This window comes from Streptomyces sp. NPDC048416 (assembly GCF_043200435.1).
Taxonomy (GTDB): domain Bacteria; phylum Actinomycetota; class Actinomycetes; order Streptomycetales; family Streptomycetaceae; genus Streptomyces.
In genome coordinates this window covers 390,729-403,193 of the sequence record NZ_JBICXU010000004.1, presented here as the reverse complement: position 1 = coordinate 403,193, position 12,465 = coordinate 390,729, and the positions used below count along the sequence as shown (strand labels likewise).

Here is a 12,465-nt window from a genome sequence, read left to right as displayed (position 1 = left end):
CCGATAGCTCCGCTATCACGACGTTCCGGCGCCTTGCGATGCACCGCACCAGGCGCCGCACCCTGACCGACCCTGATCCACCAGACACCCCCCAGCCGGCTCGCCCTGTTCGCGGTCGCTCTCGCCGTGGCGCTGGCGCTCGCCGGGGCCGCGAGCAGCCTCGTCACGCTGGCCGGGGCCATGGTTCTGGCCGGCCTGTTCGTCGCCCCGGCACTCACCACGGCCTACCTGTACGCCGACGAACTCGCCGCGCCCGGCGCCCGTACCCGGGCCGGCGCGTGGGTCAACACCGCTGTGAACGCCGGGAGTTCGGGCGCCTGCGCGGGAGCGGGTCTGCTCGTCGGGCGGCTGCCGCTGCCCCTGTGCTTCGTGCTCGCGGGCGTGCCCGCGCTGTGCTCGGCGGCAGGGGGAGCCTGGCGGGCCAGGACCAGGACCAGTGCCAGGGCCGGGGGTGGGACCAGGGCCGGGGGTGGGACCAGGGCCGGGGGCGCGGCACGGCGCCCCCCCCAGCCGTCAGATCTTTCCGCGGTGCCCGCGCAGATGGTCCGCGACCGGCGTCAGTGACTCGCGTAGATCGGCGAGAGCTTCCCCCGACAGCAGGTCGATGAAGTGCCGCCGTACGGAGGCCACGTGGTGCGGGGCGACCTTCTCCATGGTCTCCGTGCCGAGCTCGGTGAGGACGGCGTAGAGCCCGCGCCGGTCGGACTCGCAGTTCTCGCGGCGGACGAGTCCGGCGTTCTCCATCCGCGTGATCTGGTGCGAGAGACGGCTCTTGGACTGGAGGGTGGCGGACGCGAGGTCGCTCATCCGCATCCGCTTGTCCGCCGACTCCGAGAGGTTCACCAGGATCTCGTAGTCGTTGTTGGTCAGGCCGAACGGCTGCAGGTCCTTTTCCATCTGGTACGTCAGCATCCGATTGACGTCCAGATAGGTGCGCCAGGCGGCCTGCTCGTCGTCGCTCAGCCAGTTCGTGGCCGTCTCGGTCTCCATATGTGGATTCTACCTAAGAAGTTGAATTCTGAACCAAGTTGGGATGTGATGCCCGGCACCCGACAGGCGCGCGCCTGTTGGCCCGGCCGTCGCCCGGAGGGGTTCAGGCGTTCGACGTCACACTCCGCAGACTACCGCTCACAGGCCGAAGCGACGTTGCAGGTCCCCCAGCTGGCCGGGAAGACGCGGTGCCCCGGCCCCGGGGCCGGGTCCGCCCTGGCCGCCGCCGGGCACCCCGGGCTCGGCCGCCACCTGCCCGGTCGCCTGCTCCGCCATGAGTACTTCGGTGGACTGGAGCAGGACGGTACCGGCCCCCACGAACTCGAACTGATGCTCCTCGCCCGAGGTCCCGCCAAGACCGGTGAGTGACCGGATTCCGCCCAGGACGCCTGTCATGTACCCGTGGTCGTAGTGATGGCAGGGCGAGGGGCAGTCCGCCCAGCCGACCAGCGCCTGGGGGTCGACCCGGATCGGCGGCTCCATGAAGACGACGGGGCCGTTGGACGCGGCCACGAACTTGCCCGTGCCGATCAGCGTCAGAAATCCCGGCACGATCGACTGCTTGAGCGCGAGCGAGGGCTGGTAGGCGAGGAGGTTGCCGGACCGGATGGTCAGGTTGCCCTCGTCCAGGTCGTAGCTGTTCACGTCGAACGCGCGGTCCGCGAGCAGCATCTTGCCGCTGCCGTCCGCCACCACCCAGTCCGCCGCGTGCAGCGGGGAGTGGAAGCTGGTGCGCAGCAGCCGGTCGAGCCGGCCGTGGCCGATGCCGTTGAACTCGATCCGCCCGTAGTAGGCGATCATCTTGCCCTTCTGCAGGAACCACTGGCTCGACTTGAGCTCCACGCAGAAGGTGTACTTGTTGACGTTGTCGTCGGCCGGCAGCGAGTGCGGGTCGAAGATCACCGGGGCGCTCACAGCTTCTCCTCCGAGGCCTGCACGTACACCGAACCCTGGCCGGACAGTTCGAGCTGGAAGGCCTCGCCGGAGCCGCGGCCCACCATGTCGCGCCAGCCGAGCGCGGTCGAGAGCTTGTTGCGGACGTCGCCGTGGTGGGCGACATAGGCCTGCGGGTCGACGTGCACCGGGCGCTGCGGGGTGATCGGCAGCTCGATCACTCCGCCGTGCGCCATCACCGCGATCGCGCCATGGCCCTTGAGGGTCGTGGTGAACAGGCCCTGCCCGGTCACCTGGCCGCGCACCATGCCCATGACCCCGCCCTGCGAGCCCATGAACATCGTGCCCTGCTGGAGGCTGCCGTCGAAGGCGAGCAGCCGGTCGGCCTCGACGTACAGGGTGTCGCCCTGGAGGTTGATGACCTGGATGTGGTGGCCGCCGTGGCCGAACAGCACGGTCCCGCTGCCGTCGACCGTCATCAGCGGCGTCGCCTCGTTGGCGACCCGGCGGCCGATCATCGACATGAGGCCGCCCTGGCCGCCCTGGATGTTGGGCGTGAAGGACACGTCGCCCTTGTAGGCGAGCATCGCGCCGCGCTGGCTGAACATCCGCTGCCCCGGCAGCACCGTCGCCTCGACCATCTTCGAGTTGATCTCGCGGAACGGCATCAGACGTCCCCTCCGATCGTGTTGCGCTCGCTCGGCTGCACGTACACCAGGCCCTCGCCCTCGAACCGGATCTGGAAGGCCTCGCCCGACCCCTCGCCCATGAAGGTGCGGAAGGTCACCCCGGACTGGAAGTGCTGCTGGAGGTTGCCCTGGTGCGCGATGTACGCCCCGGGGTCCACCGACAGCGGGTACTGGGCGCTGACGCGCAGCACCACGGCCGGCCCGTCCGACATGATCGCGGCCTGGCCGTGGCCCTCGATCGTCGTGGTGAACAGGCCGTTGCCCTGGCTCGCGCCGCGCAGGCCGGTGAAGGTGGTGCCGGTGCGCAGCCCGGCGTCGGTGGCGAGCAGGTTGCTCGACTCGACGAAGAGCTTGTCGCCCTGGAGGTTCACCAGGTTGATCTCGCTCGCGCGGTCGGCGAAGTAGCACGTGCCGTGCCCCTTCACTTCCATCACGGTCATCTGTTCGCCGGTGAGACGGCGGGTCACCATGCCGCGCAGACCCTCACCGCCGCCGGACATCTTCTTGAACGCCATCTGGCCGTCGTAGGCGACCATCGAGCCGTTCTTCGCTTTGACGGCGTCGCCGGTCATGTCGACGGCGAGCACCTTGCTGCCCTGGAGTCGGAACATTGCCACGGCCCGACGTTAGCGGCCGGGGACCCGCCCCGACAGGGGCACGGGGTCGATGTCAGAATGGAGAACGTTTGTGCACGCGTTCACAAAGATCACCGCCAAACGATCTCGCCCAACCATCTCGCCCAACGATCTCCGCCGCCCGCTCCCTCCAAGCGAAGGTGCCCCACCCGTGGACCTCAAGACAGCCTCCGCCCTGCACCGCCTCCGACTGATCTCGCTCCCCGAGGCCATCTCGTTCCCGATCCTGCTGGTGTGCTCCGTGCTCAAGCGCACCACCTCGTTCGACGGGGTCATGGTGATGGGCATGGTCCACGGCATCCTGTTCACGATCTACGTGCTCTTCTGGCTCGACGCGTGGAACCGCACCAAGTGGTCCGCGAAGACCGGCGCGCTCTACTTCCTGCTCGCCGTGCTCCCCTTCGGCGGCTTCTTCGCCGAGCGCAAGCTCCGGCGCGAGCTGGACGACGCGGTGATCGCGACCCGCGCCCGCAAGGAAGGCGTGGTCAACGCATGATCGTCGCCTTCTCGGTCAGCCCGCTCGGCGTCGGTGAGGACGTGGGGGAGTACGTGGCCGACGCGGTGCGCGTCGTACGCGAGTCCGGCCTGCCCAACCGTACGGACGCCATGTTCACGTCCATCGAGGGCGAGTGGGACGAGGTGATGGACGTCGTCAAGCGTGCCGTCGCCGCCGTCGAGGCCCGCTCGAACCGGGTCTCGCTCGTCCTCAAGGCGGACATCCGCCCCGGCGTCACGGACGGCCTCACCTCCAAGGTCGAGACGGTGGAGCGTCACCTGGCCGCCGAGTAGTAGCCGCCTTCGCCCAGCACCGCCGGGCGACCCCTTTCGACGAGCCCCCGGCCGCCCAGGCCGGGGGCTCTCGCGCGTGCGTACGCAGCAGGGCGACGGGTCCGCACCGCCCAAACGGCCGACCACCGGAGAACCGCTCACTCGGAGTACTCCAGTCGACACGCCGGGCATTCTCCACTTTTGTGGGGATATCAACCCGATTCGCAACCCCTGCTCGACGATCAGCTGGAGGGCACGTGCGCCCCGAGGGCTACGCATACGACACCCACAGCCGACTGGCCGGACCGCTCACGGAGCCGGGCGCCAAGCCCTACCGGGTGCAGTACCGGAGTCTGCTCGCCCGGGAGCCGCACCGCATACGCGCCGTACTCCTGATGACCCTGGCGCCCATACTCACCGGCCTGCTGCTCGTCTATCTCGTCTGGCCCACCCACTGGGTCGAGCGCGAGGGCGGCGACCACTGGCTCGTGGACCTCGACATCACGATGCTCGTCTCGATCGGCCTGATCGAGCTCTTCATGGTGGCCAACGTCGCCTCCGTCGCCCACGCCACGATGGTCGCCCGCGACCCCGTCCCGGTCACCCCCGAAGACGGCACCCGGGTCGCCTTCCTCACCACCTACGTGCCGGGCAAGGAACCCATATCCATGGTGCGGGCCACCCTGGAGGCGGCCGTCCGGGTCACCCACACCGGCCCCCTGGACATCTGGCTCCTGGACGAGGGCGACGACGGGCAGGCCAAGGCGCTCTGCGCCGAACTCGGCGTACGCCACTTCACCCGCAAGGGCGTCCCCGAGTGGAACCGCAAGAAGGGCGCCCACCGGGCCCGCACCAAACACGGCAACTACAACGCCTGGATCGCGATGCACGGCGGCCACTACGACTTCCTGGCCTCCGTCGACACCGACCACGCTCCGCTCCCCAACTTCCTTGAACGCATGATGGGTTACTTCCGCGACCCCGACGTCGCCTTCGTCGTCGGACCGCAGGTGTACGGGAACTACGACTCGCCCGTCACCAAGGCCGCAGAGTCCCAGCAGTTCCTCTTCCACGCGCTGATCCAGCGGGCCGGCAACCGCTACCGCGCGCCCATGTTCGTCGGCACCAACAACGTGGTGCGGATCGCGGCACTGCGCCAGATCGGCGGCCTGTACGACTCGATCACCGAGGACATGGCCACCGGCTTCGAACTGCACCGGCACCGGAACCCGAGGACCGGCCGGCACTGGCGCTCCGTGTACACCCCGGACGTGCTGGCCGTCGGCGAGGGCCCGGCCTCCTGGACCGACTTCTTCACCCAGCAGATGCGCTGGTCGCGCGGGACCTACGAGACGCTGGTCAAGCAGTACTGGAAGGCGCCGTTCACCATGCCGCCCGGCCGGCTGCTCTCGTACACCCTGATGCTCGTCTACTACCCCATGACGGCCGTCAACTGGCTTCTGGGCATCGTCAGTTGTGTGCTGTTCCTCTGGTTCGGCGCGTCCGGCACCGAGGTCACCGCATCGGTGTGGCTGATGCTCTACAGCGACGCCGCGGCCCTCCAGATCGGCCTCTACCTGTGGAACCGGCGGCACAACGTCTCGCCGCACGAACCCGAGGGCTCGGGCGGACTCGCCGGCATGGGCATGTCGGCGCTGTCGGCGCCCATCTACCTCAAGTCGCTCGGCTCGGCCGTACTGCGCACCCAGGGCCGGTTCGTCGTCACCCCCAAGGGCGGCCAGACGAGCCCCGACCGGCTGTGGACGTTCCGGATCCACCTGTTCTGGGCGGCGGTCCTCGCCGCCTCCCTCATCGCCTCCGTGCACTACGGCCACACCCATGCCGCCATGCGCACCTGGGCCGTGCTCGCCCTGTGCATCGCGCTCGCGCCGGTCGCGATCTGGGCCTGGACGTCACGGCGCGAACGCGCCGCGGCCCGCGCGGCCGGGCAGATCCCGCAGCACACGCCCGGCGGCGAGAGCGAACCCGCCATCGCCACGACGACCGGAGGGAACTGAAGCCATGGCCTACCGGCCCTCGAAGCGGATGAAGAAGACCCTGTTCGGCGGCGGCGCCGTCGTGCTGCTCGCGGGGCTCAACGCCCCCGCCGCGCTCTCCTTCGCCACCGAGCAGTACCACGCGTACGAGATCGCCCAGCCCGAGTACATGGCCCGCTACGGAGCCTGGCACGGCGTCGACATTCCCGAGAAGTACCGCACCAACGCCATCCACGCGGCGCTGCTCCACACCGGCAAGGTGCTGATCATCGCGGGCTCGGGCAACAAGCAGGACCATTTCGACGCGGGCACCTTCGACACCGTGCTGTGGAACCCGAAGGACAACACCTTCAAGAAGATCCTCACCCCCGAGGACTTCTTCTGCGGCGGCCACGCCCAACTCCCCGACGGCAACCTCCTGGTGGCCGGCGGCACGGCCCGCTACGAGGTCCTGGACGGCGCAGTGAAGCGGGCCGGCGGCGGCATGCGGGTCAAGAACGAGGACCCGAACAAGGCCGTCACGCTCAAGAAGGGCACCAGGTTCCGCTCACCGTCCGGCGTGGAGTACGTGTCGAGGTTCGACGTCACGGTGCCGCGCGCCAAGCGCGAGTTCGAGGTCTCGTACTACACGAACGGGCAGATGAAGCCCTGGAAGACGAAGACCACCGCCGCCGAGGCCCGGGTCTTCGTCGAGGCGGTCACCGAGGGCCGCCAGTCGGTCGCCACCGACCAGGCGCAGTACGAGGTGGTCGGCCTGACCGGCAAGGACGCCGACAACGTGTACGGGCTCGCCGAGAAGATCACCCTGGACAAGCAGGACTACCAGGGGATCAGAGCGGCGTACGAGTTCGACCCGAAGGCCGAGAAGTACGTACCCGTCGCCTCCATGAAGGAGGCCCGCTGGTACCCGACGCTCACCACGCTCCAGGACGGCAAGGTGCTCGCGGTCTCCGGCCTCGACGACGTGGGCGCCATCCTCCAGGGCGACAACGAGATCTACGACCCGAAGACCAAGCAGTGGTCCAAGGGCCCCACCCGCTACTTCCCGACCTACCCCTCGCTCTTCCTGACCAAGGGCGGCAAGCTCTTCTACTCGGGCGCGAACTCCGGGTACGGGCCCGCCGACAAGGGCCGTGAGCCGGGGCTGTGGGACGTCGAGAAGAACACCTTCACCAAGATCGGCGGCCTGAAGGCAGGCGACCAGCTGGAGACGGCCAGTTCACTCCTGCTGCCGCCCGCCCAGGACCAGCGTTTCATGCTGCTCGGCGGCGGCGGGGTCGGCGAGTCCAAGAAGGCCACACCGCGCACCGCCGTGGTGGACCTGAACAAGAACAACCCCGCCTTCACATCGGGCCCCGAGCTCCCGCAGGGCACCCGGTACCTGAACAGCGTGATCATGCCGGACGACTCCGTCTTCACCACCGGCGGCTCGTCCGACTACCGCGGCCGGGGCGGCTCCAACATCCTCAGCGCCCAGTTCTACGACCCGAAGGCCAACGCCTTCCGTGAGGCGGCGGACCCCACCGTGGGCCGCAACTACCACTCCGAGGCGCTGCTGCTGCCGGACGGCCGGGTCGCCACCTTCGGATCCGACTCGCTCTACAGCGACAAGAACAACACCAAGCTCGGCAAGTTCGAGCAGCGCATGGAGCTCTACACCCCGCCCTACCTCTACCGCGACAAGGACAAGCGCCCCGCGCTCGGCGACGGCCCCGAGGCCGCGGCGGCCGACGGCCGGGCCACCTTCAGGACCGACCACCCCGAGCGCGTGGTCAAGGCCCGCCTGATGCGTCCGAGCGCGGTGACCCACACCACGGACGTCGAGCAGCGCTCGATCGAACTGGGCCTGACCAAGGACAAGAACTCGGTCACGATCACCGTCCCGAAGGACCGGGCGCTCGTCCCGCCCGGCTGGTACATGGTCTTCGTGAGCGACGAGGCGGGCACCCCGTCCGAAGCGAAGTGGCTGCGCGTGGACTGAGGCCGCGTGGACTGAGGCGGCGAGTGACCTGCTGACGTACGTGCACGGGGGCGAGTGGCCTGCCGACGTACGTGCGCCGAGGTCACAGCCGGGCGCGCCGGGCGAGTCCGAGCGCGTACTCGGGCCACCAGGTCCCGGCGGACGGGCCCCCGCGGCAGGGCCCGTCCGAATCGCCGGGCCGCTTGATCCACAAGAACGCGTCGACGAGCGGGTCCCCGGTCCTGACGGACGGCGGGGTGCCGAGCGAGCGGCCCGGGGGATTGCACCAGGCCTGGTCACGGCCGTCGAGCAGGGGCCCCTCGCCGTTGCGGCTCGTGTCCATGACGAAGTGCTTGCCGTCGAGCCCCTGGGAGACCTTCACGCCGTACGCCCGCACGGCCGCGTCGGTCTGGAAGTTGGAGACGTTCAGGGCGAAGCCGTCCGCCCGGTCGATGCCGGCCCGCTTCAACGGCTCGACGAGGCTGTTGGGATCCGGGATCCAGGAGGGGTTGCCCGCGTCGAGGTAGACCTTGGTGCGGGGCAGCCCCTTGAAGGTCTCGATCGCCTCGCCCAGAAGCTGGTAGCGCTCGGCGTGGTGGTCGGACGTGGTGCACCCGTCGACCATGTGGGCGACCGCGTCGGGTTCGAGGACGATCACGGCAGGGGCGTCGCCGATCGCCTCGGCGAACCTCTGGGTCCAGGCGCGGTAGCCGTCCATTCCGTCCGCGCCGCCGGCGGAGTACTTGCCGCAGTCGCGGTGCGGGATGTCGTACGCCACGAACAGCGCGGTCCGCTTCTCCTTCGCGGCGCCGGCGACGGCCTTGCGGATGCCGGCCCGCGGGTCGTCCCCGGACGGCCAGGTGGCGACGGGCCGCTCGGCGATCCGGCGCAGCGCCTGGGCGTCGGCGGTACGGCCCTGACCCTGCCAGACCTTGACCTGCCGGGCGGCGTCGCTCTCGGGGTCGACCCAGAAGGGGCTGCCCGCCGCGGGCGCGACCCCGGCGTCGGCCTGCGCGCGCTCCCGGACCGATGCGGCCCCGTCGGGACCGGCGCCGGAGGAGCAGCCTGCGACGGCGGTGAGCAGGACGGCGGCGAGGAGCGTGCGGTACCGGGACATCCGGCCCCCTTGGGGGTCGCGAGCGTGGGCGGGACCGGGCCATGGTGACATGACGGTCACTCTGCGCAAGGGAGCGCCATGCCGGGCGGCGAGCGCGAGGCGGTGCGGCGGGCGCGATGCGGTGCCGCGCGCGCCGGGTACCGAACTTCGAGACAGTGCTGACTGACATGTGACCACTGGGTAAGGTCGACGCGTGCCCAAGCCGCTCAGCCTCCCCTTCGATCCCATCGCCCGCGCCGACGAACTCTGGAAGCATCGCTGGGGCCCCGTGCCCTCGATGGGGGCGATCACCTCGATCATGCGGGCACAGCAGATCCTGCTGGCCGAGGTCGACGCGGTGGTGAAGCCGTACGGGCTGACCTTCGCGCGGTACGAGGCGCTGGTGCTGCTCACCTTCTCCAAGGCGGGGGAGCTGCCGATGTCGAAGATCGGCGAGCGTCTGATGGTCCACCCGACCTCGGTCACCAACACGGTGGACCGCCTCGTGAAGTCGGGCCTCGTCGACAAGCGGCCCAACCCGAACGACGGCCGGGGCACGCTGGCGTCCATCACGGACAAGGGGCGCGAGGTGGTGGAACAGGCCACGCGCGATTTGATGGCGATGGAGTTCGGGCTGGGCGTCTACGACGCGGAGGAGTGCGGGGAGATTTTTGCGATGTTGCGGCCGCTGCGGATAGCAGCCAACGACTTCGAAGACTGACCCCACCCGCCCACCCCGGTGCTACGCCCCACGCCCCTGCCCCCCTTTCGGCCGCGGGCCGTGCCCCCTTCTCGCGCAGTTCCCCGCGCCCCTTGGTAGGCCGGCTTTCGGCCGCGGGCCGCGGGCGGCTGGTCGCGCAGTTCCCCGCGCCCCTGAACCCGTTTTCGGCCGCGGGCCGTGGTCGCTTCTCGCGCAGTTCCCCGCGCCCCTTGGTAGGCCGGCTTTCGGCCGCGGGCCGCGGGCGGCTGGTCGCGCAGTTCCCCGCGCCCCCAAATACCTTCGTCCCCTGCGGGCCGTGGTCGCTTCTCGCGCAGTTCCCCGCGCCCCTGGCAGGGTGCGAGCATGGGCATCCTCAGCCCGTCCGGCGATTGAGGACGAGCGCCGTTCAGGCGCGTTGCGGGGGTGCAGGGGGCGGAGCCCCCGCTTGGGGGGCTGGGGCGGAGCCCCAGGGTTGTGAACCTCGGGGGGCGCATACCGGCTCGCGGACCGGCACCCGCGCGAAGATCGCCCGGCATGTCCGGTTAGGCTCAGCCGCATGAAAAAGAGCGTGCTGACCCGCTACCGCGTGATGGCGTACGTCACAGGCGTGCTGCTGGTCCTCCTGACCCTGGGCGTGATCGCCAAGTACATCCTGGACATGAACGGCGCCGCGGACTTCACGAAGATCATCGGCATCGCCCACGGCTGGCTGTACGTGATCTACCTCGTGTTCGCCTTCGACCTGGGCTCCAAGGCGAAGTGGCCGGTCGGCAAGCAGCTGTGGGTGCTGATCGCCGGCACGATCCCCACCGCCGCCTTCTTCGTGGAGCGCAAGGTCTCCAAGGAGCTGGAGTCCAAGGTCGCGGAGACCGTCCCGGCCGGCGCCCGGGCCTGACCCGCCGCCCACCCGGCCGCACCCCACCGAATCCCAGCGCACCCCGCCGACACCCCCGCCGCCGCGCAAGCACAACGCGTGGCGGCCGGCCATCGACATTTACTAGGACGTCCAAGTAAATTCGATTCATGGACGCTGACGCGATCGAGGAAGGCCGCCGCCGCTGGCAGGCCCGTTACGACAAGGCCCGCAAGCGCGACGCCGACTTCACCACACTTTCCGGGGACGCCGTGGACCCCGCGTACGGGCCCCGCCCGGGCGACACGTACGACGGGTTCGAGCGGATCGGCTGGCCCGGTGAGTACCCCTTCACCCGAGGCCTGTACCCGACCGGCTACCGGGGCCGCACGTGGACGATCCGGCAGTTCGCCGGGTTCGGCAACGCCGAGCAGACCAATGAGCGCTACAAGATGATCCTGGCCGCCGGTGGCGGCGGCCTGAGCGTCGCGTTCGACATGCCGACGCTCATGGGGCGCGACTCCGACGACCCCCGCTCGCTCGGCGAGGTCGGCCACTGTGGCGTGGCCATCGACTCGGCGGCCGACATGGAGGTCCTGTTCCAGGACATCCCGCTCGGCGACGTGACGACCTCCATGACGATCAGCGGGCCGGCCGTGCCGGTGTTCTGCATGTACCTCGTCGCCGCCGAGCGGCAGGGCGTCGACCCGGGCGTCCTCAACGGCACGCTCCAGACGGACATCTTCAAGGAGTACATCGCGCAGAAGGAGTGGCTTTTCCAGCCCGAGCCGCACCTGCGCCTCATCGGCGACCTGATGGAGCACTGCGCCACCAAGATCCCCGCGTACAAGCCGCTCTCCGTCTCCGGCTACCACATCCGCGAGGCGGGAGCGACGGCCGCGCAGGAGCTGGCGTACACGCTGGCCGACGGTTTCGGGTACGTCGAGCTCGGCCTGAGCCGTGGCCTGGACGTGGACGTCTTCGCGCCCGGCCTGTCCTTCTTCTTCGACGCGCACGTCGACTTCTTCGAGGAGATCGCCAAGTTCCGTGCGGCGCGCCGCATTTGGGCCCGCTGGATGAAGGAGGTGTACGGCGCGCAGTCGGACAAGGCGCAGTGGCTGCGCTTCCACACCCAGACCGCCGGGGTCTCGCTGACCGCGCAGCAGCCGTACAACAACGTCGTACGCACCGCCGTGGAAGCCCTCGCGGCCGTGCTCGGCGGCACCAACTCGCTGCACACCAACGCCCTCGACGAGACGCTTGCGCTCCCCTCCGAGCAGGCCGCGGAGATCGCGCTGCGCACGCAGCAGGTCCTGATGGAGGAGACCGGCGTCGCCAACGTGGCCGACCCGCTCGGCGGCTCCTGGTACATCGAGCAGCTGACCGACCGCATCGAGGCCGACGCCGAGAAGATCTTCGACCAGATCAAGGAGCGGGGCACGCGGGCGCATCCCGACGGGCAGCACCCGATCGGGCCGATCACCTCCGGCATCCTGCGTGGCATCGAGGACGGCTGGTTCACCGGGGAGATCGCCGAGTCGGCGTTCCGCTACCAGCAGTCCCTGGAGAAGGGCGACAAGCGGGTCGTCGGCGTCAACTGCCACCACGGTTCGGTCACCGGCGACCTGGAGATCCTGCGGGTCAGCCACGAGGTGGAGCGCGAGCAGGTACGGTCGCTGGCCGAGCGCACGTCGCGCCGCGACGACGCGACGGTGCGGGCCGCCCTGGACGCGATGCTCGCCGCGGCACGTGACGGCTCGAACATGATCGCCCCGATGCTGGACGCAGTCCGCGCCGAGGCGACCCTGGGCGAGATCTGCGGCGTGCTGCGCGAGGAGTGGGGCACGTACACGGAGCCGCCCGGCTTCTGAGCCCGCGGCCCC

Annotated in this window: 13 protein-coding genes; 8 read left to right on the top strand and 5 right to left on the bottom strand. The window is 69.8% G+C overall.

The window, feature by feature from the left end; translation table 11 throughout:
* Positions 1-126: 126 nt before the first annotated feature.
* Positions 127-564: a hypothetical protein gene (locus ACGFW5_RS08380; RefSeq protein ID WP_393833385.1), complete on the top strand. Its 438-nt coding sequence runs from the start codon at positions 127-129 to the stop codon at positions 562-564.
* Here ACGFW5_RS08380 and ACGFW5_RS08375 read toward each other — a convergent pair.
* From ACGFW5_RS08375 to ACGFW5_RS08360, 4 genes are all read right to left on the bottom strand, one after another.
* Complete coding sequence (locus ACGFW5_RS08375; RefSeq protein WP_393833384.1) at positions 514-990, bottom strand: MarR family winged helix-turn-helix transcriptional regulator; 477 nt, start codon at positions 988-990, stop codon at positions 514-516. The two genes, ACGFW5_RS08380 and ACGFW5_RS08375, sit on opposite strands and share 51 nt — an antisense overlap.
* Positions 991-1,128: 138 nt before the next feature.
* Positions 1,129-1,905, bottom strand: coding sequence for an AIM24 family protein (locus ACGFW5_RS08370; RefSeq protein WP_393833383.1), 777 nt, complete (start codon positions 1,903-1,905; stop codon positions 1,129-1,131).
* Positions 1,902-2,552: an AIM24 family protein gene (locus ACGFW5_RS08365; RefSeq protein WP_393833382.1), complete on the bottom strand. Its 651-nt coding sequence runs from the start codon at positions 2,550-2,552 to the stop codon at positions 1,902-1,904. Before ACGFW5_RS08365 ends, ACGFW5_RS08370 begins: the two co-directional genes overlap by 4 nt.
* Positions 2,552-3,184, bottom strand: coding sequence for an AIM24 family protein (locus ACGFW5_RS08360; protein WP_393833407.1), 633 nt, complete (start codon positions 3,182-3,184; stop codon positions 2,552-2,554). The genes ACGFW5_RS08365 and ACGFW5_RS08360 overlap by 1 nt, the downstream gene beginning before the upstream one ends.
* A 175-nt stretch (positions 3,185-3,359) precedes the next feature.
* Between ACGFW5_RS08360 and ACGFW5_RS08355 the strand changes: the two genes are divergently transcribed.
* The 4 genes from ACGFW5_RS08355 to ACGFW5_RS08340 all read left to right on the top strand — a co-directional run bounded on the left by ACGFW5_RS08355 (position 3,360) and on the right by ACGFW5_RS08340 (position 7,954).
* Entirely contained in the window at positions 3,360-3,704 is a 345-nt protein-coding gene (locus ACGFW5_RS08355) for a DUF3817 domain-containing protein (RefSeq protein WP_393833381.1), read from the top strand.
* The gene (locus ACGFW5_RS08350) at positions 3,701-3,997 is read left to right on the top strand and encodes an MTH1187 family thiamine-binding protein (protein ID WP_114038208.1); all 297 of its coding nucleotides are present in this window, start codon (positions 3,701-3,703) and stop codon (positions 3,995-3,997) included. Before ACGFW5_RS08355 ends, ACGFW5_RS08350 begins: the two co-directional genes overlap by 4 nt.
* A gap of 236 nt (positions 3,998-4,233) precedes the next feature.
* A complete protein-coding gene (locus ACGFW5_RS08345) occupies positions 4,234-5,994 on the top strand; it encodes a glycosyltransferase family 2 protein (protein WP_393833380.1) in 1,761 nt (586 codons plus the stop codon).
* A 4-nt stretch (positions 5,995-5,998) separates the two neighbouring features.
* Positions 5,999-7,954, top strand: a complete 1,956-nt coding sequence (locus tag ACGFW5_RS08340; RefSeq protein WP_393833379.1) for a galactose oxidase-like domain-containing protein — start codon at positions 5,999-6,001, stop codon at positions 7,952-7,954.
* Positions 7,955-8,036: 82 nt separating this feature from the next.
* Here the strand turns inward: ACGFW5_RS08340 and ACGFW5_RS08335 are convergent, their stop codons facing one another.
* On the bottom strand, positions 8,037-9,050 hold the full coding sequence (locus ACGFW5_RS08335) for a glycoside hydrolase family 6 protein (RefSeq protein WP_393833378.1): 1,014 nt from the start codon (positions 9,048-9,050) through the stop codon (positions 8,037-8,039).
* Positions 9,051-9,243: 193 nt separating this feature from the next.
* On the opposite strand from ACGFW5_RS08335, the gene ACGFW5_RS08330 reads away from it, so the two are divergent.
* From ACGFW5_RS08330 to ACGFW5_RS08320, 3 genes are all read left to right on the top strand, one after another.
* A complete protein-coding gene (locus ACGFW5_RS08330) occupies positions 9,244-9,750 on the top strand; it encodes a MarR family winged helix-turn-helix transcriptional regulator (RefSeq protein ID WP_393833377.1) in 507 nt (168 codons plus the stop codon).
* A gap of 535 nt (positions 9,751-10,285) precedes the next feature.
* Positions 10,286-10,624 carry a DUF3817 domain-containing protein gene (locus ACGFW5_RS08325; RefSeq protein ID WP_393833376.1) on the top strand — a complete coding sequence of 113 codons (339 nt, stop codon included), beginning with the start codon at positions 10,286-10,288 and terminating at the stop codon, positions 10,622-10,624.
* 128 nt (positions 10,625-10,752) lie between these two features.
* Entirely contained in the window at positions 10,753-12,453 is a 1,701-nt protein-coding gene (locus ACGFW5_RS08320) for a methylmalonyl-CoA mutase (protein ID WP_393833375.1), read from the top strand.
* Positions 12,454-12,465 lie beyond the last annotated feature (12 nt).

Bases quoted from the DNA above. Each gene is read 5' to 3' on its own strand.
- ACGFW5_RS08340 (WP_393833379.1), top strand. From the start codon at position 5,999: ATGGCCTACCGGCCCTCGAAGCGGATGAAGAAGACCCTGTTCGGCGGC.
- ACGFW5_RS08365 (WP_393833382.1), bottom strand. From the start codon at position 2,552: ATGCCGTTCCGCGAGATCAACTCGAAGATGGTCGAGGCGACGGTGCTG.
- ACGFW5_RS08325 (WP_393833376.1), top strand. From the start codon at position 10,286: ATGAAAAAGAGCGTGCTGACCCGCTACCGCGTGATGGCGTACGTCACA.
- ACGFW5_RS08350 (WP_114038208.1), top strand. From the start codon at position 3,701: ATGATCGTCGCCTTCTCGGTCAGCCCGCTCGGCGTCGGTGAGGACGTG.
- ACGFW5_RS08335 (WP_393833378.1), bottom strand. From the start codon at position 9,050: ATGTCCCGGTACCGCACGCTCCTCGCCGCCGTCCTGCTCACCGCCGTC.
- ACGFW5_RS08375 (WP_393833384.1), bottom strand. From the start codon at position 990: ATGGAGACCGAGACGGCCACGAACTGGCTGAGCGACGACGAGCAGGCC.
- ACGFW5_RS08360 (WP_393833407.1), bottom strand. From the start codon at position 3,184: ATGTTCCGACTCCAGGGCAGCAAGGTGCTCGCCGTCGACATGACCGGC.
- ACGFW5_RS08320 (WP_393833375.1), top strand. From the start codon at position 10,753: ATGGACGCTGACGCGATCGAGGAAGGCCGCCGCCGCTGGCAGGCCCGT.